Source organism: Paenibacillus salivarius (genome assembly GCF_051307165.1).
Classification (GTDB): Bacteria; Bacillota; Bacilli; order Paenibacillales; family Paenibacillaceae; genus Fontibacillus.
Window position 1 is genome coordinate 5403834 of the sequence record NZ_CP195592.1, and the last position, 24799, is coordinate 5428632.

Annotated in this window: 18 protein-coding genes; 7 read left to right on the top strand and 11 right to left on the bottom strand. The window is 51.4% G+C overall.

What is annotated here, in order from left to right:
* Positions 1 to 25 precede the first annotated feature (25 nt).
* The 3 genes from ACSFXJ_RS25015 to ACSFXJ_RS25025 all read right to left on the bottom strand — a co-directional run bounded on the left by ACSFXJ_RS25015 (position 26) and on the right by ACSFXJ_RS25025 (position 7388).
* Positions 26 to 5188 carry a bacterial Ig-like domain-containing protein gene (locus ACSFXJ_RS25015; protein ID WP_435923010.1) on the bottom strand — a complete coding sequence of 1721 codons (5163 nt, stop codon included), beginning with the start codon at positions 5186 to 5188 and terminating at the stop codon, positions 26 to 28.
* 142 nt (positions 5189 to 5330) lie between these two features.
* Positions 5331 to 5816: a pyridoxamine 5'-phosphate oxidase family protein gene (locus ACSFXJ_RS25020; RefSeq protein ID WP_435923012.1), complete on the bottom strand. Its 486-nt coding sequence runs from the start codon at positions 5814 to 5816 to the stop codon at positions 5331 to 5333.
* Positions 5817 to 5942: 126 nt separating this feature from the next.
* The gene (locus ACSFXJ_RS25025) at positions 5943 to 7388 is read right to left on the bottom strand and encodes a glycoside hydrolase family 1 protein (RefSeq protein WP_435923013.1); all 1446 of its coding nucleotides are present in this window, start codon (positions 7386 to 7388) and stop codon (positions 5943 to 5945) included.
* A 153-nt stretch (positions 7389 to 7541) separates the two neighbouring features.
* Here ACSFXJ_RS25025 and ACSFXJ_RS25030 point away from each other — a divergent pair, with 153 nt between their 5' ends.
* From ACSFXJ_RS25030 to ACSFXJ_RS25045, 4 genes are all read left to right on the top strand, one after another.
* On the top strand, positions 7542 to 8237 hold the full coding sequence (locus tag ACSFXJ_RS25030) for a winged helix-turn-helix domain-containing protein (protein WP_435923014.1): 696 nt from the start codon (positions 7542 to 7544) through the stop codon (positions 8235 to 8237).
* Positions 8234 to 9241, top strand: a complete 1008-nt coding sequence (locus ACSFXJ_RS25035; protein ID WP_435923016.1) for a sensor histidine kinase — start codon at positions 8234 to 8236, stop codon at positions 9239 to 9241. The genes ACSFXJ_RS25030 and ACSFXJ_RS25035 overlap by 4 nt, the downstream gene beginning before the upstream one ends.
* Positions 9242 to 9341: 100 nt before the next feature.
* Positions 9342 to 10103 (top strand): ABC transporter ATP-binding protein, encoded by a 762-nt coding sequence (locus ACSFXJ_RS25040; RefSeq protein ID WP_435923018.1) that lies wholly within the window; start codon positions 9342 to 9344, stop codon positions 10101 to 10103.
* Positions 10093 to 12039, top strand: coding sequence for an FtsX-like permease family protein (locus tag ACSFXJ_RS25045; protein ID WP_435923019.1), 1947 nt, complete (start codon positions 10093 to 10095; stop codon positions 12037 to 12039). The genes ACSFXJ_RS25040 and ACSFXJ_RS25045 overlap by 11 nt, the downstream gene beginning before the upstream one ends.
* Before the next feature lie 37 nt (positions 12040 to 12076).
* On the opposite strand, the gene ACSFXJ_RS25050 is transcribed toward ACSFXJ_RS25045, so the two are convergent.
* The gene (locus ACSFXJ_RS25050; RefSeq protein WP_435923020.1) at positions 12077 to 13204 is read right to left on the bottom strand and encodes an SGNH/GDSL hydrolase family protein; all 1128 of its coding nucleotides are present in this window, start codon (positions 13202 to 13204) and stop codon (positions 12077 to 12079) included.
* Between the two features lie 122 nt (positions 13205 to 13326).
* Between ACSFXJ_RS25050 and ACSFXJ_RS25055 the strand changes: the two genes are divergently transcribed.
* Together ACSFXJ_RS25055 and ACSFXJ_RS25060 are read left to right on the top strand one after the other, a co-directional pair.
* Positions 13327 to 13875 (top strand): PadR family transcriptional regulator, encoded by a 549-nt coding sequence (locus tag ACSFXJ_RS25055; protein WP_435923021.1) that lies wholly within the window; start codon positions 13327 to 13329, stop codon positions 13873 to 13875.
* A gap of 13 nt (positions 13876 to 13888) precedes the next feature.
* Positions 13889 to 14374: a DUF4188 domain-containing protein gene (locus ACSFXJ_RS25060; protein ID WP_435923022.1), complete on the top strand. Its 486-nt coding sequence runs from the start codon at positions 13889 to 13891 to the stop codon at positions 14372 to 14374.
* 306 nt (positions 14375 to 14680) lie between these two features.
* On the opposite strand, the gene ACSFXJ_RS25065 is transcribed toward ACSFXJ_RS25060, so the two are convergent.
* The 5 genes from ACSFXJ_RS25065 to ACSFXJ_RS25085 all read right to left on the bottom strand — a co-directional run bounded on the left by ACSFXJ_RS25065 (position 14681) and on the right by ACSFXJ_RS25085 (position 22034).
* Positions 14681 to 17503, bottom strand: coding sequence for a sugar-binding domain-containing protein (locus ACSFXJ_RS25065; protein ID WP_435923023.1), 2823 nt, complete (start codon positions 17501 to 17503; stop codon positions 14681 to 14683).
* Between the two features lie 432 nt (positions 17504 to 17935).
* Complete coding sequence (locus ACSFXJ_RS25070; protein ID WP_435923024.1) at positions 17936 to 18505, bottom strand: hypothetical protein; 570 nt, start codon at positions 18503 to 18505, stop codon at positions 17936 to 17938.
* A gap of 511 nt (positions 18506 to 19016) precedes the next feature.
* Positions 19017 to 20504 (bottom strand): protein adenylyltransferase SelO, encoded by a 1488-nt coding sequence (locus ACSFXJ_RS25075; RefSeq protein ID WP_435923025.1) that lies wholly within the window; start codon positions 20502 to 20504, stop codon positions 19017 to 19019.
* A gap of 36 nt (positions 20505 to 20540) precedes the next feature.
* Positions 20541 to 20954, bottom strand: a complete 414-nt coding sequence (locus ACSFXJ_RS25080) for a YugN family protein (RefSeq protein ID WP_435923026.1) — start codon at positions 20952 to 20954, stop codon at positions 20541 to 20543.
* A gap of 75 nt (positions 20955 to 21029) precedes the next feature.
* Complete coding sequence (locus ACSFXJ_RS25085; protein WP_435923027.1) at positions 21030 to 22034, bottom strand: asparaginase; 1005 nt, start codon at positions 22032 to 22034, stop codon at positions 21030 to 21032.
* A 168-nt stretch (positions 22035 to 22202) separates the two neighbouring features.
* On the opposite strand from ACSFXJ_RS25085, the gene ACSFXJ_RS25090 reads away from it, so the two are divergent.
* Complete coding sequence (locus ACSFXJ_RS25090; protein WP_435923028.1) at positions 22203 to 22559, top strand: helix-turn-helix domain-containing protein; 357 nt, start codon at positions 22203 to 22205, stop codon at positions 22557 to 22559.
* Here ACSFXJ_RS25090 and ACSFXJ_RS25095 read toward each other — a convergent pair.
* Positions 22545 to 23252, bottom strand: a complete 708-nt coding sequence (locus ACSFXJ_RS25095) for a response regulator transcription factor (protein WP_435923029.1) — start codon at positions 23250 to 23252, stop codon at positions 22545 to 22547. The genes ACSFXJ_RS25090 and ACSFXJ_RS25095 overlap by 15 nt on opposite strands.
* A complete protein-coding gene (locus ACSFXJ_RS25100) occupies positions 23233 to 24795 on the bottom strand; it encodes a sensor histidine kinase (RefSeq protein ID WP_435923030.1) in 1563 nt (520 codons plus the stop codon). Before ACSFXJ_RS25100 ends, ACSFXJ_RS25095 begins: the two co-directional genes overlap by 20 nt.
* Positions 24796 to 24799: the final 4 nt, after the last annotated feature.

Consider the following 24799-nt stretch of genomic DNA (forward strand, 5'->3'; position numbering starts at 1 on the left):
GTTACGTATCGTGCAAGATGAAAATTTAATTTTTGAAGCCCAGCAATCTTAAAATCATCGTGACCGCCTCGGCTCGGGTAGCCGTATCGTTAGGCGCGAATTGCCGATCGGCTCGGCCGGTGACGATGCCGTGCTCTTGCATCGCTGCCGCCGCACCTTTGGCCCATGCCGGAATTTGCCCATCGTCGGCAAACTGGGTAGCCGCATCCTCCTTGATCGGGAGCCCGGCTGCTCTGGCTAGCATCGTCACCATTTCGGCCCTGGTTACGTTGCCGGATGGACGGAAGCTCCCGTCTTCGTATCCCTCAATAATCCCGGCGTTAATAGCCATAGCGACGGCATCCCGCGCCCAAGGCCGAATCTCGACTTGATCCGTAAAGGCTACTGGCTCGGATGCTGCGTTCCCGTCCGCGTCCGCCAGCTTCAATGCTTTCGCAAGCATGACGGCGAACTCGGCGCGCGTAACGGCCCCATTCGGCTTAAAGGTTCCGTCAGGATATCCGTTGATAAAGCCCAGAGAGATAGCCTCGCGGATACTGGCCTCAGCCCAATGCCCCGTCACATCGGTGAACATGCGGGCAGGCGGTAAGGTTCCGTTGTCGGTGGAATCCTCAGGCGTGCCGTTCCCTGGTGTGCCGACTGCCGTGTCCGGACTGCTTCCGGCAGAACCGGAGCTTGAACCGTTCCCGCCGTTTCCGCCGCTATCACCGGAACCTCCCGAACTACCCCCGCCTCCCGGATTGGAAGGATGGCCGGGATCAGGCGTGTTGAAATCGATAAATTTCAAGAAGTCTCCCCAAATGATATTCCCGTTCTCATCGCGCTCATAATCGGTGACCGGAGTCAGACTGACAAAGTTGGCATCCGTCAATGCCTTGCCTGCCTTATTCACCGAATTGGTTCCGTCGAACAAATAGTTGTTATCCGCACGAAGCGAAGCCGGATATTGGTCTTTGCCGATGTCCGCCGTACGGTAGGAAATAAAGCCGTTCAACTTAAAATCCGGTGTAATATTCGAATAAGTTGTAAAGCTCAGGTTGCCGCTGCGATTGTTAAAGCCGATATTATTTATGGCAATGACGCCCGGGTTGCTGTTGCTGGTAAAGCCGTATGCCCCGTTTCCGAAAGCAATGGAGCCGCGGATCACATGAGGCACATGGATGCCTTCCCCTCCCAGTTTAAACCCGTTTTTGTCCCCTGCGCCAACCGTGCCGTCCGTCAAAAATCCATTATTGAACGCCGCACTGTTCTCGATCACTACTGCGCCGATGGCCCCGGACCCTGCTTTCGTATACAAATCCCAGCCATCATCGATATTGTTATGGGCCAGACAGCCCCTAAACACATTGCCGATGCCCGAGGTCAGTTTAGCCGCAAAACCGTCGGCGTTGTTGTCGGACGGATCCCGGTTGTCGAACGAAGTGCTGTTCAATATCAAATTGTACGAAGGCCATTCCGTTATGCTTACAGCGGATGAGTCCGTTCGGCTGATTTGCAAACCGGTATCCCCGTTCCCGTAAAACCTGCTGTTCTCCACAATGTTATGGCTGCCGCCAACCGTAAAACCCTTCGTGTTATCTGCCGACCGGGTGAAATCAATTCCCATCACATGCCAGTAGTTTCCGCTGAGCACGACCCCTTCCGACTTTTTGTCGAAATCGATGACGGGACGCGCTCCTTCTGCGGCAACCAAGGCTTTCAGCGCTCCGGGCTTGCCGTCGTTATAATTCGGAATTTCAAGCTTCGAGCTTCGCACGTACCGCCCATCCTGCAAAATGATGCGCTGTCCCGACTTCACGAAATCGATCGCCGTATCGATATCCAGAGGCCGGTCGACCGTCCCATCCCCCGCGCTCGATCCATCGGGCGAAACGATAATATCCGTTCCTACCGCATATTCTCGCATCGTCACCGTGAAATTCCGCACCATTTTGTCATAAGACGTTAATTTCTGAGTATCATCCGGTACAAAGACAATGCTGAAATTCGCGTCGCCCTTCGCTTCCAGTTTGGCCGGAATACTCAGACGCTGTCCCGCGTCCGCACGTTCATCCTGGGCGATCAGCTTTTGCCCCTGCTTGACACTAACCGTACCGTTTACATTGGAACGAAGTATCAGTCGGTAATCCTGATCCGATGTCCGGTCCGGCGATAGAATTTCGAGCGAAGGCGAGACCGGTTCAGCCGGCGGAATGACTTTGGGGGCATCCGTAGAAGCTGCCGTTACCGTCAAATCCGCATTGCTGACCACAATGCTCGCCACCCGGGCGGCAAAAAAGCCGACGTACATTTTGGAATCCTGCACATTCAAAATATCCGGGGCGAACAGCAGTTCATTCTTGCCGTCGTTCAGCTTGCCCTCAAACCCGCTGTTGGTCTTCGCTAACGTCAAGCGATAGGGCTTAGCCGGATGCGTATTGCCCGGTCCCGGCAGCTCATCCCTCAGCATCAAAGCCTGAATGCCTTGGCTGCCCGCACCGTCGGGAGACTCCACCCCCGTACGAACAAACAACTGAGTGCCGTTATCGCTTCTTGTTCCCCCGCTATAGCCTCCGACCGCAGCGATATTGGATGCGAATACGCTCGAATTGCCCATTACGCCGATCGCATCTCTAGCCATAAGGCCAAAGGACTCCTGCCCGTCATGCGGAGATTTTGCGTAAGAAACCACTTGAATGTCGGCGGAAAGCACGAAGTTATCCGTATCCGCATCCAGCTCCGTATAATAAAACGTAATCCCGTCGTGATCCTCGGTCACCTTTCCGCCGCCATCCGCCGCCACAAGTCCAATTGACCCGTCGCTGCGAATTTCCGTCGTATTTTTGCCGGCTGAAGTGGACTGACCGAAGTAAGTTGCATGCCATTCCGGCACGAACCGTTCCCTGACGGTTACCTGATAAACAATCGGATCGATAGACCGGTCCCCGGGAATAATCCGAATGTCATAGACCCCGGCTTTTTGACCGTCATAATCCGAAGTATCCAGCGTATAATCCGTCAACTCCTCCCTGTCGCCATTATCGTACACCTTGGATACTTTCAGCCCGGCCGCCTCAAACGGATCTCCCGACTGAAAGGTCGTTTTGGGAAAGCCGGTCATTTCAATCCCCGTCAGTTCTTTCGCTTTCACCGTCACGGGGATGGATGCCGTCAATCCTTTATGTGTCAGGACAATCGTTTTACTGCCGGGCGTAGAGGTATCTAACGGAGAAGCCGTATACTCCCCTTTCATTAATCTGACCTCCGAACCGTCGCTATATTTGGCATACAGCATCAGGCCGTCCAAGTTCAGCGCATCGCCGAGAAAATACACCTTCTTTACCGGCTGTTGCCTCACTTCAAGCTCCTTCAGCAAGGCTTCCTTTACGGTAATCTCAAACCTTACCCCCATGCCAGGAGTCTCGTGGGACAATACCATCACCTCCATATTGCCCGGCTTCGTAAACTTATATGGAGACGATTCCGAAACCTTCAGGCCATCGATCCATAAAGAAAACTTGTCGCTTGTCAGCTCCGCATTTTTGAAGCCGTTATTATACTCGGCCGTGATGACAAGACCCTCCGGGTCGAATAAATCATCGAGGAAATACTCCGTTTTGGCCGGAAAATACTTCACTCCCATCGACGTTACGGTGAGCGGTTCAATATACAGGGGCACCTTTGCCGAAGCCCCGTTAAAGTGGATCGTGATCTCGATCGTCCCCGCTCGGCTGCTGTCAAAGCCCGTGACGATATATTCGCCCGGCGATAAGATCGCTTCGCTGCCGTCCGAATAATGTGCCGTAACCATAAGCCCCGTCAAGTCCAGGCTTTCGCCCACCAGGTAAGTGGTTTTAGCCATTCCGCTTGCATCCGCCGTGATGGAACTCACGGTTTTATTTTCGATGGAAAAAGCGATATCCTCAAAAGTCACCGTGGCATCCCTGGCCGCATAAACGCCCGCCGCGATAGTGCTGCCAAACATATCGTCCTGCATCACCGTTCCGCTCTCGCCGTTCACGAACAGCAAATAGGTCGATCCCGACTTTTTGATGCGTAAATCGTATACTTCTCCGGCGGCAGGCGGATCGATGCCCCCCGGAGGATTCAGTTTAGTTTGTTTACCCTGGTGCTTATAAAAGCCCTTCATCACCTGGTCCAACGCGCCAATCGCCGCATAGTTCGCCGTGCTCTGCGCAGAATCGCCATGGCTGCCCACGCCGTCCCTAAGCATCAGGCCGAAAGATTTCTGGTTGGGCGTGCTGATGCTGCTGTCGCCGTTAAAGGAGAGGACGGTAGCTTTCGCCCTTAATTCAAAGTTTGCCGTCGCAGGCAATTCCTTGTAATAAAACGAAAGGCCCTCATCGCTGCCGGCGATTTTCCCGCCGTAGGTAACAAGGGTTACCGACGTTTCACTCGGGTTTACCGGGGGCGGATTTTTCGACTCGCTCGTGTTGCTGCCGAAGGCGCTGAATTTCCATTCCCCCAGTTCAATTTCTTCCGGGCTGTCCACCTGCAGCTTCACGTCCCTGAAGGTAACCGTCGTATTACGGGCGGTATACAGACCCGCATAGCGAAGGTCCCCCGCGTAATCCGAGATGACCTTCGTTTCATCCCCGATGCTCACAACAAGGATATTCCCCGTTTTTTTAATGCTCAAAGGATAGTCCTCGCCGATGGCCGGACGGTTCGCCGAAGCAAAGATGTCCGTCTTCTGAAGGCTGCCCCCGAGCGACTTATGAAGCGCTTTCATTTCTTGGTCCGCTGCGCCCAGCGCCGCATAATCTCCGGAATAGGCACCGTGTTCGTTATCCCACACGTTTCCCCGCAGCATCAGGCCGAACGAGACCTGATTGTGCGCCGTCCAGGCATCCACATGCGCCGTAGCCGTCAACTCAAAATTAGCGTCAGGAGCCACTTCCTTGAAGTAATAGGCAATACCTTCGGTGCTGCTCGAAATTTTGCCCCGGTCATTCGCGCTTCGGAGTGTCACTGTTCCGTCCGGGTTTTCCGTAATTCCGAAGTTAGCGGCCGTAATTTTGTCCTGCCCGCCTACATCTCCGAATACGCTGCCTTTCCAATCACTCGTGATCTGAATCATGCCCGGGAAAGGGTCGTTCCCGTCGTCCGCATGAACCGCCAAAGGAAAAGATGAAACCAGTAACAAACATGATACGATGATTGCCAGCCAACGTTGTCGTTTCCTCAATCCGCCTCTCTCCTTCGCTCAGTTTTGGTGATGCTCTGTGATTCTAATATAATTTCAGGATTTTGTGCCGTTATTGAACCAAATACAAAGAAGATGATTATGCGGTTTATCCATAAAAAAAGAACGGCCCTCGGCCGTTCTCTTACAAATCCACTGTCTTGTTCAATTCCGTGTCCGATTCGTTTCCCGTCAGTTTGGCGAAGAACCGCTTCACCACTTTGGTCAGGTTGCCCGTCTCCCAGTATTCGGCCGTTTCGGCCTTGACTTTGATTAACACCAGGTTCGGATCGTCGCTGGTCGTATCGAGCAGCTTGGCGTAAGCGGCGTTCCAGAATTCCTTGATCTTGGCCCGGCTGTCCACCAGCTCGGCTTTCCCGCGGATCGAAACGTAGGATTTGCCTACGTACGACACGTTCACGTGCGGATTCTGCTGGAGCTCCTCGTACTTGAACGTATCCTTCATGGTCAAAAACCACAGATCTCCGTCGAATTCGACCTCTTGGGTCTTCATCGGACGCGATACAAGGCCTTCGCTCGAAACCGTCGTCAGCATCGCCGTATCGATCCCTTTGATCAAATCCCGAACGGTTTCAACGGCTTCCTGATGTGCTGCCTGTCCGTTTGCCATGGATGATCACCTCATTATTGATTTGTTTTGTGACCCTGTTCGTTCTTTCATTATCTTAAACAATTGGGTATGGAACTAACCAAAAAAGAGTAGTCCTCCCCTGACCGTTCCTGCCCCAAGATATGTTCAAAGGTTCTCCCCGTTCGAAGCAATGACATCCTTGTACCAGTAGAAGGACTTCTTCCGGATCCGCTCCATCGTGCCGCTGCCGTCGTCCTGCTTGTCCACGTAAATGAAGCCGTATCGCTTGGACATCTCTCCGGTAGAAGCGCTGACGAGATCGATGCAGCCCCAACTGGTATACCCCATCAGCTCGACGCCGTCTTCACGGATCGCTTCGCGCATGGCGATGATATGCTTTCGCAAGTAATCGATGCGATAGTCATCCCGGATCGATCCGTCCTCCTCCACTTTGTCCCGCGCCCCCAGGCCGTTCTCCACGACAAACAAAGGTACGCGGTATCTTTCATACATCTTGTTCAAGGAGATCCGAAGCCCGGTCGGGTCGATTTCCCAGCCCCAGTCGCTCGCTTCGAGAAACGGGTTTTTGACGCCCGACAAAATATTGCCCTGCACTTTGTCCCCTTCCGTCTTTTCCTTCTTTTCCGTCCGCGACATGTAGTAGCTGAAGCCGATATAATCCACCGGATACTTGGCGATCAGGTCAAGGTCTCCCTCACGGATATCCAGCCGAATGTCGTGCTTCTCGAAATAATGACGGATGAAGGAAGGATATTCGCCCCGGACTTGGACATCCCCGCAAAAATAGTTGAACAACCGCTCCTCTTCCAGAGCGTACAGCTGGTTCTCCGGGCTGCAATCAAAGGCGTAAACCGGTGCGAACAGAAGCATGCAGCCGATTTTTGAACCCGGAATAATCTCGTGGCAGGCCTTCACTGCCATGCTGCTTGCGACAAACTGATGGTGAAAAGCCTGGAATCTGGCCTGATAGCGGTCCTCTTCCCGGTGAATGGCAAATCCCATGCTCATAATCGGCATTTCAAAAGCGCTGTTGATTTCGTTGAAGGTCATCCAATACTTCACTTTGTTTTTGTACCGGTTGAAGATGACATTCACATATCGTTCGAAAAAGCCGACCACCTCGCGGTTTCGCCAGCCCCCGTACTCTTTCACCAAATGAAGCGGCATCTCGTAATGGGAGATCGTCACCACCGGCTCGATGCCATGCTTATGCAGCTCGTCGAACACCCGTTCATAGAAATCGAGCCCGTCCTCATTGGCTTCCGTTTCGTCCCCTCTCGGAAAAATGCGGCTCCAGGCGATGGACAAACGGAAAGCTTTGAATCCCATCTCCGCAAATAGGGCAATATCTTCCTTGTACCGGTGATAAAAGTCGATGCCCTCGTGATTCGGATACGTATATTTGGAACGATCCATTTCAAAGTCGAACCCCGGTTCCTGCAAAATCCTCAGCCGTTCCTTCCCGCCGGGAAGAACATCGGCGATGTTCAACCCCTTGTTCCCTTCGCCGAATCCACCCTCTATCTGGTTGGCCGCAGTCGCTCCCCCCCAGAGAAAACCGTCAGGAAACGTTATCCCTTTTTGCGTCATTTTTTCTTGAAAACCTCCTATTGGGACCAGCATCCGTTCTTTATGATATTGTCGCACTGCCTTGTCCCCGTTATGCATTATGCTGGCATCCATCCATGGCTTCCTATAGAATGAATTTAGTTATTCGTCTCTTTTGAAAGATGGTGAACCCGATTGTTTAAACTGCTGCTTATTGAAGATGACGCCAGCCTGTTCCACGAAATCCGGGACCGCTTGACGGGATGGTCTTATGATGTGTACGGGATTTCGGATTTCGGCAACGTTATGCAGGAATTTACGGCGATCAAGCCGGACTTGGTCATAATTGATATACAATTACCCAAATTTGACGGGTTCCATTGGTGCCGGGCGATCCGAGCCCATTCGAACGTGCCGATTATATTTCTGTCCTCCCGTGATCATCCGACCGATATGGTCATGTCGATGCAGCTCGGAGCGGACGATTTCATTCAGAAGCCGTTTCATTTCGAGGTGCTGATCGCCAAAATCCAGGCGACGCTGCGCCGGGTCTACAACTACAATACCGAACAGGTGAAGTTGAAAACATGGTGCGGGGCCACGGTGGATTATGAGAGCAATACCGTTAGCAATGATGCCGGGACGGTCGAGCTCACTCGGAACGAAATGTTTATTCTGAAGCAGCTCGTCGAACGCAAAAACAAAATCGTCACCCGCGAGCAGTTGATCAAAAGCTTATGGGACGATGAGCGTTTCGTCAGCGACAACACGTTGACCGTCAATGTGAACCGTTTGCGGAAAAAGCTCGATGAACTCGGCCTCGGCCCGTGGATCGAAACGAAGGTTGGACAAGGCTATATGGCGGTGGAAGAGGGGCCTGACGGAAAATGATCCGAAAGTTTATTGCCGAAAGAGCCGCCTGGATCGCGCTTGTTCCCGTCATTCTGTTCTTCATTTCCTTCGTCGCGTACGTGGATTCCTCCATTCCGCTCATGCCCGTGCTTTATATTGTTTTTTTGGCGGCACTGTTGTTCATCGTTTTTATCGTCCTTCGTTATCAGAAGGAAGTCCGATTCTACAAAAATCTGGAGCAGTGGGAAAGCGGCCTGGATGTCGCAAGCTTGGCTGCCGCGGAAAGCCCGTTCGAGCGAATCGTGGAGGATGTCATCTTGAGCCAGACGGCCCGGCTGAAAAGGGAGGCCTCCGCCCACCTTCTGGCCCTGGAGCAGGAAAAGGACGATCTCCTGTCCTGGATTCACGAAGTGAAAACCCCGTTGACCGCCATGCATTTAATCATCGAGCGCCTGGACGACGAGCCGGTGAAAGCCCAGTTGTCCCATGAATGGCTGCGGATTCACTTGCTGTTGGATCAGCAGCTTCACCAAAAGCGGATTCTGTTTATGGAGAATGACTTACATATCGAGAAGCTGGATGTGAAGCCGATTATTTTCGGGGAAATCAAAGCATTGCAGTCCTGGTGCATTCAGAAAGGCATCGGGTTTGAGGTCGAGCTTGAAGCCGCCGATGTGTACAGCGACGGCAAGTGGCTGGCCTTTATCCTCCGCCAGCTTCTGACCAATGCGGTAAAATACAGCGAGCCTTCCTCCGATATATGGGTGACAAGCCGTGAGGAGCATGGCGTGCCCGTGATCCGGGTCCGGGATGCCGGACGGGGCATCGATCCGAAGGACATGCCGCGCATTTTCGACCGGGGCTTCACGTCAACGACCGAGCATCAGGATCATGCGGCGACCGGCATGGGCTTGTATTTGGCCAAAAAGGCGGCCGAAACGCTGTTGATCCGGATCGACGTTAACTCGGCCCGGGGAGAAGGCACGACCTTTTCCCTGACCTTCCCGCTCAGAAACGAATTTCACCGGCTGACAGGCATGTGACAAAAATGTCACGTGCCTTTGCCGTTTGTTAGGCGAATCGAAGGATTGTTATCCCGCGGCTTCTTATAATTAAGCTATCAGTGAAAGGAGTTACGTGGAGATGAAAATATTAGAGGCTTCGAAAATATTCAAAAATTACGGAAATCGTCTGAATAAACAAGAGGTGCTGAAGGGCATCGACCTCAGCGTGGAAGAAGGGGAATTCGTCAGCATTATGGGGGCCTCCGGCTCCGGGAAGACGACGCTGCTGAACGTGCTCTCCTCCATCGACCAGGTGAGCGCCGGCACGATCTTCATTGACGGCAAGGAAATGACCGGCATGCGGGAAAAGCAGCTCGCCGAATTCCGCAAGCGTCATCTGGGATTTATTTTTCAGGACTATAATTTGCTGGACTCCCTGACGGTCAAGGAAAATATTCTGTTGCCGCTGTCCATTACGAAGATCTCCAAAAAGGAAGCCGATCAAAAGTTTAAAGATGTGGCGACGGAATTGGGCATCTATGAAATCAAGGACAAATACCCCAATGAAATATCCGGGGGGCAAAAGCAACGCACTTCCGCGGCCCGATCGTTTATCCATCAGCCAAGCATTATTTTTGCCGATGAACCGACCGGCGCCCTGGATTCCAAATCCGCATCCGATCTGCTGAACAAGCTGGGCGATCTCAACCAGAAACGGCGGGCCACGATCGTCATGGTTACGCATGACCCCGCGGCTGCCAGCTACTGCAGCAGAGCCATTTTTATCAAAGACGGGCAAATTTATTCGCAGCTGCATCGCGGGGAGGCCTCCCGGCAGAACTTTTTCAACGACATTATGAAAACCCAGGCTGTGCTTAGCGGGGTGCAATATGAGCATTAGTCGGCTGATCCTGCGGAACTTAAGAAAAAATATCAAAAACTATTTTCTGTATGTATTTGCCCTGGTTTTCAGCGTCGCTTTGTACTTTGCCTTCGTCACCCTGCAATTTGACCCGGCACTCGATGAAATCAAAGGAACGGTAAAAGGCGGTGCGTCCATTAAGGCCGCTTCCATCCTGCTGATCATCATCGTGTCCATCTTCCTGCTGTACGCCAACCAGCTGTTCGTGAAACGGCGCAGCAAGGAAATCGGGCTGTTCCAGTTGATCGGCATGACGAAGGGCGGCATCTTCCGGCTGCTCAGCGCAGAGAATTTCATGTTGTATTTCGGTTCGATGGTCGTCGGCGTGTTCCTCGGATTTTCCGGATCCCGGCTCGTCATGATGATTCTGCTGAAAATTATAGATGTCGACGTGCAAACCGCGCTCCGGTTCTCGCCGGAGGCACTGCAGAGGTCCCTGATCGTATTCGGCGTCATTTATCTCTTTATTTTGCTGATGAACTACACGTTTATCAAAAGACAAAGCATCTTGTCCTTGTTCAGGGTCGTCTCCTCGGCCGAAGGAAAAGTCGGCAAAGTCACTTTGTTTCAAATGATTTACGGAGCGATGGGCATCGTGCTGATTCTTGGCGGTTATTACGTATCGACGGAGCTGTTCGGCGGCGCTTTCTCGACGATGGCGACCTTGTTCCTGGCCATGATCCTCATCCTCGGCTTTGTCATTAGCGGGACGTACCTGTTTTATAAAGGCTCGGTGACGTTCGTGACGAATTTGATCCGCAAAAAGAAAGGCGGCTACCTGAACATTAACGAGGTGCTGTCCCTCTCGTCCATCATGTTCCGGATGAAATCGAACGCGTTCCTGCTGACCGTGATTACGACGGTGTCTGCCCTGGCGATCGGATTGCTTTCTTTGAGCTATATTTCCTATTACTCGGCGGAACAGAACGCGATCGACAGCGTCCCTACTCATTTTTCGTTGGTTAGCGAAGGGGATGCCAAGTCATTCACGGACGGGTTGAAGGCCGAAGGCATTGCTTACGAGGAGAAAAAAGCGGAAATCGTCCGGATTCAGTTGAACATGAAGGAAGTTCTGACCACGCATATGAAAGAGGTCAATTTCGACAGCGAGCTGATCGACCTTTCCGCCATAAGCGATAAAGATACGGAAGGATTGGATGTCGCGCCGGATGAACTCTTTCTTACGGGGAAAAACGACGCGCTTAGCACCATTATGAATTTTGGCGATTCGGGGTCTGTGGAAGTGATCGGACAAAAAGAGTCTTTCCCGCTGCGCTACACGGGTCTCGGAGACGAATTTATCGTACCTTATAACCTCTCGGGCGGCAGCATGCCTGTAGCGGTGGTCGATGAGACGGTGTTCCAACGTTTGAAGCAGGATCTCGTTCCGAAGCTTCAGGATAAGCCTCCGTTCTTTATCGGGATAAATATTCAGGACGAGACGAAGATTTCCCGGGCAAATGAAATATATTTAAGCCTTGGCTTGAATGAAGGCACCAAAAATCTCTCCCGTCTTGAAGAAAAGCTGCAAACGAAGCAGACGATGGGGATGATGATGTTCATCTGCGGGTTCCTCGGTTTGACGTTCCTGATTACGTCGGGCTGCATCCTCTACTTCAAACAAATGGATGAAAGCGAAGACGAAAAACCGACCTTTACGATTCTCCGCAAGCTCGGCTTTACCCAAGGCGATTTACTGAGAGGCATTCAGGCCAAACAGCTGTACAACTTCGGGATCCCGCTTGTGATCGGCCTGCTGCATAGTTATTTTGCCGTCAAATCCGGTTGGTTCTTCTTCGGAACCGAGCTGTGGACGCCAATGGTCATCGTCATGGTCATCTATACCGCCCTGTATTCGATCTTCGGCATCTTATCCGTGTTGTACTGCAAGAAGGTAATAAGAGACGCGTTGTAAAGAAGAAGCCCCGGCCGGGAAGGCCGGGGCTTTGTTGCTATTTCATTAACAAATCCCGAATGTGCCCTGCCAGCTCCTTTGCCGTCTTTTCGTGAGCTAATGCACCGGGATGGCTTCTTGCGCCAACCGTCTCCTCGGTCATATTCGGAAGCTGGAAGACGGACACTTTGGTGTCGCCCGTTTGTTTTCTGTAGCTATCGACCGCACGATAGATGGCCGGCATCATCGGGATTCCGAGCATGCCATAGGCCCATACGATTTGCGCGTGCTTATTGTATTTTCTAAGCTTGGCAAGGAAGCCCGCAGCCGCCTCTTCAAAACGCTTCACATCTTCCTCGTTGTACGTGCCGTCTCCATTCAACCGCTGCTTATGGAGATTACCGGTGGCCGGGTCCTTCCAAGCAGGCGAGTGAAAAGCGCCGTCGTCGTTGGTTCCCAAATTGACGACCACCACATCGGGCTGCCAGGAAGCGAAGTCGTTCGGTTCGGAAGCGCCGAGGGCTTTGCTTTTTTCGCCGGTGAGAAGTCCGCATACCTGCTCGTATCGGTCGGGTATATTCCCGTTGGGATTGTTGTCCCAAGACGTCAGCACGCCCCAGCCGCTTTGGGAAATGACCCGGTATTCCGCATTCAGAGCTTCCGCCGTCATGTAAGTGTAGTTATGTATGGCGCTGAACCACATCGGAATCCAGTCTTCCTCCGCTTTGCCGCCAATCGCTCCTTCTCCCGAGGTTATGCTGTCGCCGATAAATTCCACCTTATACGGCTTCGCTTCGACCGGCACGAATTCCCCGTCGAATTTCACCGCATGGATTTGGAGCACGCAGCTCGGGTCTCCGCTCATGGCTTGCAAATCCCGAACGACGCGCACATTTTTCACGGCTCCCGGATTCATGCCCCTGAACACGCAAACCCAATGTCTTCCCGCTGTAACCATTTGCCGGCTGACAGTTGTTCCGTTGATGACGATGCTGATCCAAGGCTCGTATGTGTCATAGTCCGCTTCGACCTCGATCCACAGCTCAGATCCTTTAGCATTAAGCTCGATCGCGCTTCCCGTCCAGAACAAAGTTAACGGGGCAAGGTTCCCCGAAGTTCTGCCGTGGACTTTCAAATGCTCGATGTCCGGCAGCGCGTATAGTCTCAAGTTTTCGTTTTGCTGCATGAATTGCGGCCTCCTCTGCCATTGTTAACTTAACTATATCACCGGAAACCGGGTTGTCACGACCGTATTTTTAAGGTACTATATATCTAAATGATACATATCATAAAGATAGGGTGATCGACTTGGCTGGCTATAATCACACCACTTACGCGATACTCGGCATTTTAACGACGGATTGCAAATCCGGCTATGCCATTAAACAGTTGATGGACCAGAGCCTGAGTCATTTCTGGAAAATCAGCTACGGCCAGATTTATCCGACGTTGAAGTTCATTGTCGAGGAGGGATTGGCGGAGGTTCAAACCTCGACCCATCCGGGGAAACCGGACCGGCATGAGTATTTTCTCACCGCGAAAGGCATTGACGCTTTAAAAAACTGGCTGGAACAACCGATGGAGCAGATCCCTGTCGAACGCAACGAAATTTTGCTCAAGCTTTTCTTCGGACGCTATCAATCCGGGGAAAGCACGGAAGCGCTGCTCACGGACTATAAACAAAAACTGGAGGAGCGCTACCAAACTTACCTCGGCATCGAGAAGACCATTACCGATCACGAAAGCGACAGCGAAGATGCTGCCTACTGGCTATTTACATTGGATTACGGGAAAAGGGTTACCCAAGCGGCTATCGACTGGTGCACCGCAACTCTTGAAAAAACAAATCGGATTTAGGAGGAATGATGAGATGTCAGCTAACGTTTTTCCGGGGCGCTACACGACCGAAAATGATCAGGATATCGTCGTTTTCATCATTGGCATGAGAGTGAACAAACGCCTTGCGTTTCACAAGTGGCTCCCGGTCTTTTTCTCCATGCCGGGAATGATCCGCGAGTTGTATGCGAACAAGAAGGAGCTTGGCTTTTTATCGATGGAAAGCTTCTTCGGCCTTAAAACGACCGCGATGATCCAATATTGGCGTTCCGAGGAGGATCTGCTCGCTTATGCGAAGAACGAAAAGCATTTGACCGCCTGGAAAAATTTCAATCAAAAGGTCGGCAAAAATCCGGCGGTCGGCATCTATCACGAAACGTATAAGGTCAGCGGCGGCAACTATGAAGCCTTTTACGGGAATTTGCCTCTTTACGGCCTGGGAAAAGCGATGAAGCATATCCCGGTGACGCCCGCGCTCAACACGGCCAAGGGCAGGCTGTCAGGTGCGAAGCAAGGATGAAGAGGAGAACCCGTATGTATGGCATAGTTGCGGAATAGTAAAGGAGGCGCCCCGTGCGTAGTGTGCAGCCTGCAAAAGTTGCATTTAATACAACAATTTGCCTCGGATCGGCTGCTTAACTCGCCCAAAGCTGCAAAAATTGCAACATTTTAAACAAGATCAAGTGAAATAAAGGGAAAATGATTGAAAATGCTGTAAAAAGTACAACATTTTCACCGATATCCCTCCACAGCTTTAAAATTGTTGTATAAATTACAATACGAGAAAAGCCCCCGAATTCGGGGGCCTTTGTTTTTTTTGCAGCTATCAATAGGATTGGAACAAGCCTCTCAGCTGGTCCAGTCCAAGCTCGGCCGAAGGATTAAACTCCGGAGAGTTCATATATTGCGCGATGCTGAACAAAAACTGCTTGCCTTCCGGCGTCTCCAGCAGTTTGGCGTAATCCAGGGCGCCCATCACGACCCGGCCGTTCAAGGCGCGGAATTCGAACAGCAGACCGAGTTTGTGGTTGCGCTCGAAGTTGTCGATCGTCTGGACGATCGGCGTGATTTCCTTCGGCAGTTCATCCAGAATGACCGAATGGGAATTGTGCACAATGCTCCACCAGGAGTACGTGGAATATTCCTCGCTCGGGAAGTGTTTCAGCGCCGGATGCTCATTCTGAATCAGCAGTCCCATCGTTCCGACAGGAACGGGCTTGTTCATGCTCTCGGAAATGGACCGGAACATCGGATAGCACCAGAAATCCGTGCTGTACAAGCCTTCGATCGTACCGGACAGCGAAGCCGGACTAGGGAGGAGCAGGATATCCTCCCCTTTCTCGAGCAGCGTGACCGCTTCCTCCGAGAGCTCGTTGAACAAGCGGATTCCCGCTCCCGCCGGGTCGGCTTGAACCGCCTTCGGATAGATCCAAAGGTCGTACGTCTTCCAAATTTCGGTGCCCGGAATGGAAAGGGAAAGCTCCGCTTTTGTCATGGCCGACACGTCAGGCATCGACACGCCGATTTCGCAGATGCGGATATAGTTCACGCCAGCGTTTGCAGGTAAAACAGCCTCACCCCCGGCCAGCCGTTCCCCGCCGTCTTTCAGCTCCCAAACCAGCTTGCGTCCATCCAACGAGGCTTCCCGGAAATACGTAAGCTCGATCTGCGCTTGGAAGGCTTCGCCGGCTTCGTAATTGTATTTATCGAACCGGGCCAGCAGCACCGCATCGGAGCAGAAGGTGCGCCACTCTTCCGGCGAAACGAGCCCTTTGGAATCCATGAAGGCGTCCAAAACGCCGACCAATGCGGTTCCCTGTCCGGGGAAGTCCTGTAGATCCAGGATTTGAAAACCAGCCATCCGCCGGGAACGGAACGCGGCTTCCAGCTCCTCTTTGTAGCAGGCTACCGCCAATTTGCCGGAGTTCTCGAAGTATTTTTGCGCCAAATGGCCAAGACCCTTTGCTTCCAGACGGTCACGGAACACCTCGAAGTTTTTCGCCTTGAGCGGGCCCGTATACTTGCCGATCTCCTCAAAATTCGGATAGACGGCGTACTGCCCGATCTCGTGGGAAACGACCGGAATATGCGGAACCAGTTCGTCGGCGGCCGCATCGGCCTTCACGGTCCGGGCCTCCGTGCCGTACTGGATCTGAATTTCTCCCGCCTGAGCCGATTCTCCGGCTGCCGAAAGCTGCGTAGGAACGATCATCTCGTCGTAATCCTTCATCGTGCCCGGCCGATCGGTTTGAACATGCCCCAAAGGCGCGTCGCACATCGCATAGGAACCCCGGAACAGCCGGTCTCTGGAAAAACGCACGCCGCTGAAAAAGTCCTCATGTTCCAAAATCACCGGCACGAACTGGAAGTTGTTGGACCCCTGCGTATAGAGAGGACGGGAATCGAATTCCTTATAATCCTTCAAAATCGCATCGATCCGCTCTTTGCTGCCCCAAAGCTCGTTGCCGAGCGACATCATCACAAAGGACGGATGGTTTCCGAACGCTTTCAGCATCGCGAAGCCTTCGCTGATCAAATAATCCTGCTCCGCCTGGTTATGATTTTCGTGGGTTTCATCCGTGATCGTGCCCCAGAACGGAAGCTCCGGCTGCATATAGATCCCGAGCAGGTCGGCGGCGGTAAACGCAGCCTCGGGCGGGCAGCAGGTATGGAACCGGTAATGGTTGATGCCGTACGATTTCGATATGCTCAAAATCCGGACCCACTCCTCCACCTCGGTCGGCGCAAATCCGGTCAACGGAAACACCAAGCCGTCATGCTTGCCCCGCAGGAACGTCGCTTTCCCGTTGATCGTAAACTTGTCTCCGTCGGCTTTGAACTCGCGCAGTCCCGCGATCAGCTCCTGTTCGTCCAGCAGCTCGCCGTTTTTGTTTTTCAGGCGAACGGTCAATTTATACAGGTTGGGATGCTCCTCGCTCCAAAGCAAGGCGTCCTCTCCCAGCTCGTAACGAACTTCAACGGCATTTGAAGAAAGTGCATAGTCCTGCTGAGGTGCGGTATGAACGGAGTCTCCGTTAAAGCTGTCCGCCGACACGGTCATGACGGTATCTTCAAAGCCGCCGACCAGGCTTGCGGTCAGTTTGAACGAACGATCCGCCAGGGTCGGATACAGCTGAATATTTTCCAAGAAAGCGCCGCCAAAAAACTGAAGCTCGATCCGTCCGGTGATCCCGTTCCAGTTGGTCTGCGTATCGACGGACGTCAGATGGCCGCCTTTCGTCGGATAATCGGTATTGTTCACGCGGATGGTCAGCGTGTGCTTTCCTGTGTCCAAGTAGTTAGTGAGATCATAAAAATGCGGCGTATTCAGGCTGTTTTGCGTGCCGACTTCCTTACCGTCCACCCAAACCGTGGTGACGCGGGTCCGCTCCAAAAACAAGTAACTCGTCTTGCCGCCGAGCGCATCCGGAATGTCGACTTCTTTTTCAAACCAAGCATACCCCTCGAAAGCGTATTCATCCGTCAGACTACCGATCAGCACTTCCTCATTCTTAGGTCCTTTTCGGGCGTTCGAGGTCGTGTTGGGCAATGTAATGGTATCCTGAAAAGGCTGCTGCGGCGATAGTCCCTTTTTCTCGCCATCCAATTGAAACTTCCAGTTTCCCGCCAAATTGATCTTCTCCAGCACAAGCAGTCATCCTCTCGATATGATCTTGGGTTTATCGTACCATAAACGCGCGTTCATCACCATTTTTTAAAGAAGGCGAAGAAGGAAACAAGGCCCTAGGTGGGAATCATATGATAACTGATTCACCAGGATTTTCGCAATCTACCAGGGGGATCTTAAATTTCAATAACTCTCAACAACAATTAAATCCGACAGACCCAACGGTGCAATTTCAAACAAGCTGGCTGGAATGTATAAAAGGGCCGTTCAGTACCACTGAAGAGCCCTTCTCATAACATATAATAATTTCGTGTCCACAATTACTTGAACTCTTTGTTAAAAGAAAAAATAAAAGTCTGGTATTTGACTTATTAATAATAAATCCCAGACTCCTATTGAGTCACTTACAACTTAATGTTACCTGCACACCAATTTCTTCTACTTCGGTGTGTCTTATTTTTGACTTAGCTGAATCTTGAATTCCTGTAATTTATCTAATATTAATTTTAACTTCTCGGTATATTCCTTAGAGTACGCATTGTCCTTTATAACATTTTCTGAAACATTAATTTCATCACACAATTGAACAATTTCCAAAACTAATTTTTTATTTTCAATCACATTCCCCAATTTTTTTTCAATAATTAGTTGGAGTAACAGTTCGAGAATTATGTTGGTCTCTTCTATAACCGAAAACATTGATGGACGAAGTTCTGGAGGAATAGCTTTATCAATAACATTAGAATTGGTTCTTTCCAGTGAATACAAAACAAAACTAGTAGATGAAGAACTTCCTTCTATTCTCCCTTTCCAGTAAATTAGCTTTTCGTCGTTTTCGCTTTCATTTGTTAACACACTTAGTACATCGGTAAATTCTGATAACTGCTGAGAATATTGATTATAAAATAAGTTATTAACTAAAGCATATAATTGAGAACTAACATTATCATCTTTATTTCTGGTAGAATCACAAGCTGAAAGTAAAGTAAGTAATAAGAATATATATATAGTTCTTCTAATCAATCCTCTTCTCCTTTCAAAAGTTAGTCAAAAATAATAGTACTAACAGCTTGTTGATAAAAATCAACTCGTTGTTAGTACACTTAGTTAAGGTGTAATTGCATTAGTATCTGCTAACGTCCAGGATTCCTCGGTTGTGGATACTAAAATTTTCTTCAAAATTGTCACTCCTTATTTTAAATTTGGAATAAAAAATAATTATATCAATTATTTTCCATACCTGATATTTATAATATAATAAGAGGGAAAATAAGTAAATTATTTTTATCTTCATAAGCTTTTCTACCGTATACCCTATGTTGTATATTCGACAATTAAGAGTTTAAGTAGTACTTTCGTAACTTTCGTCACAATGAATAATTCTCCCCCTGTCTCTTTCATTAAATTGAAACATCGGTGTGGTATGCAGGCTACTATAACGGTATTCAGCGCAAAAAAATCCCCCTCATCTTTTGATGAAGGGGATTTTTTTGCGCTGAATCGCCTAAGGCAATCCTTAAAGAATAGCCTGTTTTCAAGTACCGCAATATGTCTTGTAACGACAAGAAGGCTCGGGTACCACGGCGTATTCATTTTGTTCCGGCGAATAAGCGAAAGGATCGGACAGGACGGCCAGAAGCCGGTGCATAACGCCATAATCCCCATCCTTCTCCGCCGCCTCCAGCGCCTCTTCGACCCGATGGTTCCGCGGAATGACCGCGGGATTGCTGCGGCGCATTAGCTCCCGGGACGCCTCACGGGTTTCCGGCTGTCTTCCGAGTCTGGACTGCCAGCGCTCATGCCATGCCGAAAACTCCTCCGTTCCAGGCAGCGGGGTATTTTCCGTCCTGCCCAGCGTTAGCGCCCGAAAGGTATTGGTATAGTCGGCACGGAGCTTATGCATCAAGCTCAGTAGATCGTCAACCAAGGCCTTATCCTCCGGCTCCTCGTTAAAGAGCCCCAGCTTTGCCCTCATGCCCGCGAGCCAGTGCCGATCGTACAACTCCGTAAACTCCGCAACCGCCTCCTCGGCCAGCTTGACGGCTTGTTTCTCATCGTCATGCAGCAGCGGGAGCAGCGATTCCGCCAGCCTTGCGAGGTTCCAAGCGCCGATATAAGGCTGATTGCCGTAAGCATACCGCCCTTCCCGGTCGATGGAGCTGAACACCGTGGCCGGGTCGTACGTATCCATGAACGCGCAGGGCCCGTAATCGATCGTCTCTCCGCTCAAGGTCATGTTATCGGTGTTCATGACTCCGTGAATAAAACCGACAAGCTGCCATTTCGCGATCAGGGAAGCCTGGCGTTTGATCACTTCCTTCAGCAGGACAAGGTACTTGTTCCCGCCGTCGCCCCCGGCAGCCTTCTCCGCCTCGGGGTAATGACGCCGCAGCGTGTAATCGGCCAGCGCCCGAAGATCGTCCACCGAGCCGCGCCCCGCCGCGTACTGAAACGTCCCCACGCGGATATGGCTCGCCGCGACCCGGGTCAAAATCGCGCCCGGCAAGTCCCGCTCCCGGACGACGGGCTGGCCGGTTTTCACGACCGCCAGGCTGCGGGTCGTTGGAATGCCAAGCGAATGCATCGCTTCGCTGATGATATACTCGCGCAGCATCGGCCCGAGGGCCGCCCGGCCGTCCCCGCCCCGGGAGTACGGTGTCCTTCCCGAGCCTTTTAACTGCACATCAAAGCGCTCGCCTACAGGCGTCACCTGCTCGCCGAGCAAGACCGCGCGGCCGTCGCCCAGCATCGTAAAATAGCCGAATTGGTGCCCGGCATAGGCCTGCGCCAGCGGCAGGGCGCCTTCCGGAATCTCATTGCCCGCAAACACGGCCGCCCCTTCCGCACTGTCCAACGCCTGTTCGTCCAACCCTAGCAAGGCAGCCAACGGCCCGTTGAACACGACCAGCTTCGGATCGCGCACCGGAGCCGGATTTTGCCTTGTGAAAAAGGCCTCCGGCAACCCGGCGTAACTGTTGTCGAAATTCCATCCTGCGCTCGTGACCGCACTCTTCTCCGCCACGGAATTCCCTCCCTCTTTTTTGCAGATATCTTTTGTTTATTGAAGATATTGAACGACCCGGTTGATCGCTTGCTCTCCAGCCTGGCGCCACAGGTCCTCATGCTTGATCTTGTCGTCGGGATCCACCGGTTCCTGGAACTGATTCAACCCGACCGCGGTGAAAGCCCCCATATCCGGGTCGCTATCGAGGCCGGTATGTACGATATGCTTGATCAAAAAGGGACGTTCGAATTCGACCAAGGCGTCGGAGTGATCCAACCTTCCCTCGATAACCCTTACCGGGAGACGGAGGTAGATCGTAATGCCTTCATTCTGATGCAGAATGGAATCAAAGAACGCGGTGTAATACTCCCAACTGCCGCAAATATGAAATCCCTGGTCTTCAAATGGCTTGCACAAGCTGCCGTAATAGGCGCGTTTTCCTTCAATCGCCGACGGAATGGATAACATGGTCGCTCCTCCTTACAAATAAATTGGTACCATGTTATCCTAATATTTCCCGCCGTCCACGGCTTTAACCCGGGCTTAGTCCTCTTTCTCCGAACGAACGGACAAATCACCGGCGACCGGCGTTTCGATCATTTCCTTGACCTGATCTAAATCGTCCGATTGGCCCAGCGCCCACATCAATTTGGCGACGAGGGCTTCCGTGTTCATATCGCCGGATAAAATCACGTTGTACTGCGCCACCTTATGCCCAACCTCGTACAACAGCAGGTCTTCCCCTTCTTCCAGGCACTGCGTCGTGATGACGACCGCTGTCCCCGCCTCCGTCAGTTCTTTGATTTTCGGCAGCAAATTTCTGCCTTCAAAGGGCAAGCCGCCGTTTCCGAAGCTCTCTATAATGACACCCTTATATAGCCCTTTCAGGCAATCGAAAATCTCCGGCTTCGTCCCGGGGTACAGTTTCATTAGAAAGACATCGGTACATAAACTCGTATTCAGCAAAAGAGGCCCCGTGTTCGGTTCAGGCTTCCACTGGTATTTCACTTCATTCCGGTTCACATAAGCCACATACGGATGATTGATGCTCTCAAAGGCGTCATAGCTCTTGGTCCGCATTTTGACCGCCCGGGTGCCGAGGATGACCCGTCCGTCAAACACGATAAACACGCCGCCGATCTCCTCGCTGGCAAACCGGAGCGCGTCCGCGACGTTTTTCCGGGCATCGGTCTTTTGGAAGCTGATCGGCACCTGCGAACCGGTGAGCACCACCGGCTTGGTCAAGCCTTGGAGCATGTAGGAAAGCGCCGACGAGGTATACGCCAGCGTATCCGTTCCGTGGGTAATGACAAATCCGTCGTAATCGTCATAGTATTTATAAACCGCTTCGGCGATATTCACCCAGTCCTCGGGCTGCAAATTCGTGCTGTCCTGGTTCATCAGTATTTTAGCGTCCACATGCAGCTCTCCGGACGATTCCGGCAAGTAGTGCAGCAATTCATCGGCGGACAATCCCGGGGCAAGCCCCTCGTTTCCGACCACGGAAGCGATCGTCCCACCCGTCGCCAGCAATAATATACTTTTCATAAAAACCACATCTCCATGGCACTGATTATAAGTCCATTTTTCCGCAAAACGCGCACTTACACTTGTAATTATAAATTCATATTTCGGAAAATCAATCATTTGTATTCGAATCGCGCACGATTTCTGGTATAATATTTTCAAAAAAAACTTTCTTGGAGTTGGAATTCGATGCTCGAGCATTTATCCGAGTTAAGAAAAAACCGCAAATGGTCCTTGCAGGAGACGGCCGACCGGCTTGGCATCGCGAAAAGCACCTATGCCGGATACGAATCGGGGTACCGCGAACCGTCCCTCCAATCGTTGATCCAAATGGCGGACTTATTCGAGACTACGGTCGATGATATATTGGGAAGAACAACGGACGCGGAACAACCCGGGCCCCTTGAACTGGCGGATCTGTTGGGCGGCGAGGACCACCGCAAGCTTTCCATCGACGGCGAGCCGCTGTCCCGGGAGGAACTGATCGAGTTTGTCGCTTTCATGAGAATGAAAAGAACGATCCGGGCGGAATCACCCCTCGAATGACCCGCCCTTGCGCTGGGACAGGATTTGCGGAATATGCAGTTCCCGCAGCACCGGCACAATCTCCTGCACGCTGTTTTTGTCAAACTTCTTCAGGATGCTGTTGATCTGCGACTTCAAGGTGGACGGCTCCACATGCCGCAGCTTGCAGATTTCCTGGCGCGTATAATCCTTCATCAACAGCTCCAGCACCTCCAGCTCCGTCGGCGTAAGCTGGGTCAGGATATGGAAATTGCGGAGCAGGCTGTCCTCCGTTTTTTTAATGCGTTTGAATTCCTTCGTAATTTTCCCCGCGATATTGGCGTGCAAGGTAGGCTGATCATAGTAGGCGTCCTTGATCGCCGCCAGAATATCTTCCGAAGGCATGTTTTTCAGCAAATAATTCGTGGCGCCCAGCTCGAACGCGCGGAATACCGCTTCATCCGTTTCGCAAACGGTCAGCATTACGATTTTCACATCCGACATGTAGTTTAAAATCTCGGACATGGCGCGGAGCCCCGCCTGTTTATCCTCCAGTTCGATATCCATCAGCACGATGTCCGGTTTGCGGAGCGCGGCGAGCATCGTCCCTTCGTATCCGCTGGACGCCCTTCCGACAAATTCGATTTCCTCATCTTTGGATAAAATCATTTGATAGCGTTTGGCAATCAGCTCATCGTCCTCGACGATCAGTACTTTAATCGCTGGCGTACTCATGCTGTCCTTCATCTCCCTTTCGTTTGGCGGTGGAAAGCAAAGGCATCGTGATTCGAAACTCGGTACCCTCCCCTTCTTTGCTGGCTACATTGATCTTTCCCCCATGAGCCGTAATGATCGTGTGGCAGATGGACAACCCCATCCCCCAGTTCTGGGAGGTCGGCTTGGAGGAATAGAAGGGTTGGAAAATATGCTTCAAGTTTTCCTCCGCAATACCTACCCCGTTATCCCGGATCACCAGTTCCACCCACTTGTTTTTGAGATCGGTTTCAATATCGAGCTGCCTCGATTTGTCGGGCACGAACTCCAGCGCGTCCACGGCGTTGGCTATAATATTTTCTACGGCCTGGGAAAAATAGTACGGATCGGCCATAATTACAACCCGCCTTTGCAGCTTGACGTAGTTCACGTGAATCGGCTTCAATTCCATACTCTTGTCTTCCAGAAGTTTGTCCAGCAGTTCGAATAAAGAGACCGGCTCCAGTTCGATCTTGGATTTCAGGTTTTTTTGGTGTACGGCGTCGAGCCGGTCGTAAACCTTGCTGCACCGCTGCTCAATCACCCGGATCTCCTCTACGACATCCGGCGAATCCTTGACCATGCTCTCCAGAAATTCCGTTTGCGCCATGATGGCGAGCAGCTCGTTTTTCATATAATGGCTGAACACCCGTGACGTTAGTAAGGCGGAATCGATATTGCGGGAGATGACGGATTCCTGATTCCGGATGCTGTTTTGGATGCGTGCGTATTTATATATGCTGTACAAGCTGATAAATAAACAGAAGACCGCAATATAGGGCAACAGCGTGTAAATGGACGGATTGCCTACCAGTGTTATCGGTTTATAACGGATAAAATGCGCCGCCTTCGAAACCTTGATCAAGACGTCCGGCGCCCAGTAGTTGATATAGTAATACGTGATTTGCACGGAAATGTAAGAAATGATGATCATCCACATGTTACTGCGGATTTGGCGAACCTTGGGCGCATCCCATAACGCATAAAGCAGCAGGACGACCCCGGCGACAATATACAAGGTATTCACGGTAAAAGTAACGCTATGCATAACCTCATAAGCGGATATGAATGCTTGCGAGGTGAAATGGTCCGGGTAGAGCTTGTAGTACAAAAAGGCATAATATTGCGGATCGTATAAAATCACTTGAAGGATGCAGGGCACGGCCAGCAGTATTAGCAGCGCCTTCCCCCGCTTGGCCGTGACATGAAACGCAAAATAAACGGCCGAGCAAAGCCCCGTATAGAGAAACGTCATTGTAAACAGGTTATAGATCCGGATCAGCGCGAGCCTGGATATGGGCAAAAACAACAGCTGGTTTTGAAACCCTTTTTGAATCGCAAAGTAGTCGCCCATCCGATTGTAGTAATAGGCATCCTTAGCCATGTAGGTAATCATGCAGGTCACGACGATGAGATACGAGCAACCCATCAGAAGCATAAAAAGAGTGGCTTTGGTGTACTTTTGCTGGGTCAGGCAAAACAGCGCGATGGCAATGAACAAGATGAACACAAAGAAAATAATCATGGAA

Bases quoted from the DNA above. Each gene is read 5' to 3' on its own strand.
- ACSFXJ_RS25020 (WP_435923012.1), bottom strand. From the start codon at position 5,816: ATGGCAAACGGACAGGCAGCACATCAGGAAGCCGTTGAAACCGTTCGG.
- ACSFXJ_RS25025 (WP_435923013.1), bottom strand. From the start codon at position 7,388: ATGACGCAAAAAGGGATAACGTTTCCTGACGGTTTTCTCTGGGGGGGA.
- ACSFXJ_RS25035 (WP_435923016.1), top strand. From the start codon at position 8,234: ATGATCCGAAAGTTTATTGCCGAAAGAGCCGCCTGGATCGCGCTTGTT.
- ACSFXJ_RS25040 (WP_435923018.1), top strand. From the start codon at position 9,342: ATGAAAATATTAGAGGCTTCGAAAATATTCAAAAATTACGGAAATCGT.
- ACSFXJ_RS25045 (WP_435923019.1), top strand. From the start codon at position 10,093: ATGAGCATTAGTCGGCTGATCCTGCGGAACTTAAGAAAAAATATCAAA.
- ACSFXJ_RS25050 (WP_435923020.1), bottom strand. From the start codon at position 13,204: ATGCAGCAAAACGAAAACTTGAGACTATACGCGCTGCCGGACATCGAG.
- ACSFXJ_RS25060 (WP_435923022.1), top strand. From the start codon at position 13,889: ATGTCAGCTAACGTTTTTCCGGGGCGCTACACGACCGAAAATGATCAG.
- ACSFXJ_RS25080 (WP_435923026.1), bottom strand. From the start codon at position 20,954: ATGTTATCCATTCCGTCGGCGATTGAAGGAAAACGCGCCTATTACGGC.
- ACSFXJ_RS25085 (WP_435923027.1), bottom strand. From the start codon at position 22,034: ATGAAAAGTATATTATTGCTGGCGACGGGTGGGACGATCGCTTCCGTG.
- ACSFXJ_RS25090 (WP_435923028.1), top strand. From the start codon at position 22,203: ATGCTCGAGCATTTATCCGAGTTAAGAAAAAACCGCAAATGGTCCTTG.
- ACSFXJ_RS25095 (WP_435923029.1), bottom strand. From the start codon at position 23,252: ATGAGTACGCCAGCGATTAAAGTACTGATCGTCGAGGACGATGAGCTG.
- ACSFXJ_RS25100 (WP_435923030.1), bottom strand. From the start codon at position 24,795: ATGATTATTTTCTTTGTGTTCATCTTGTTCATTGCCATCGCGCTGTTT.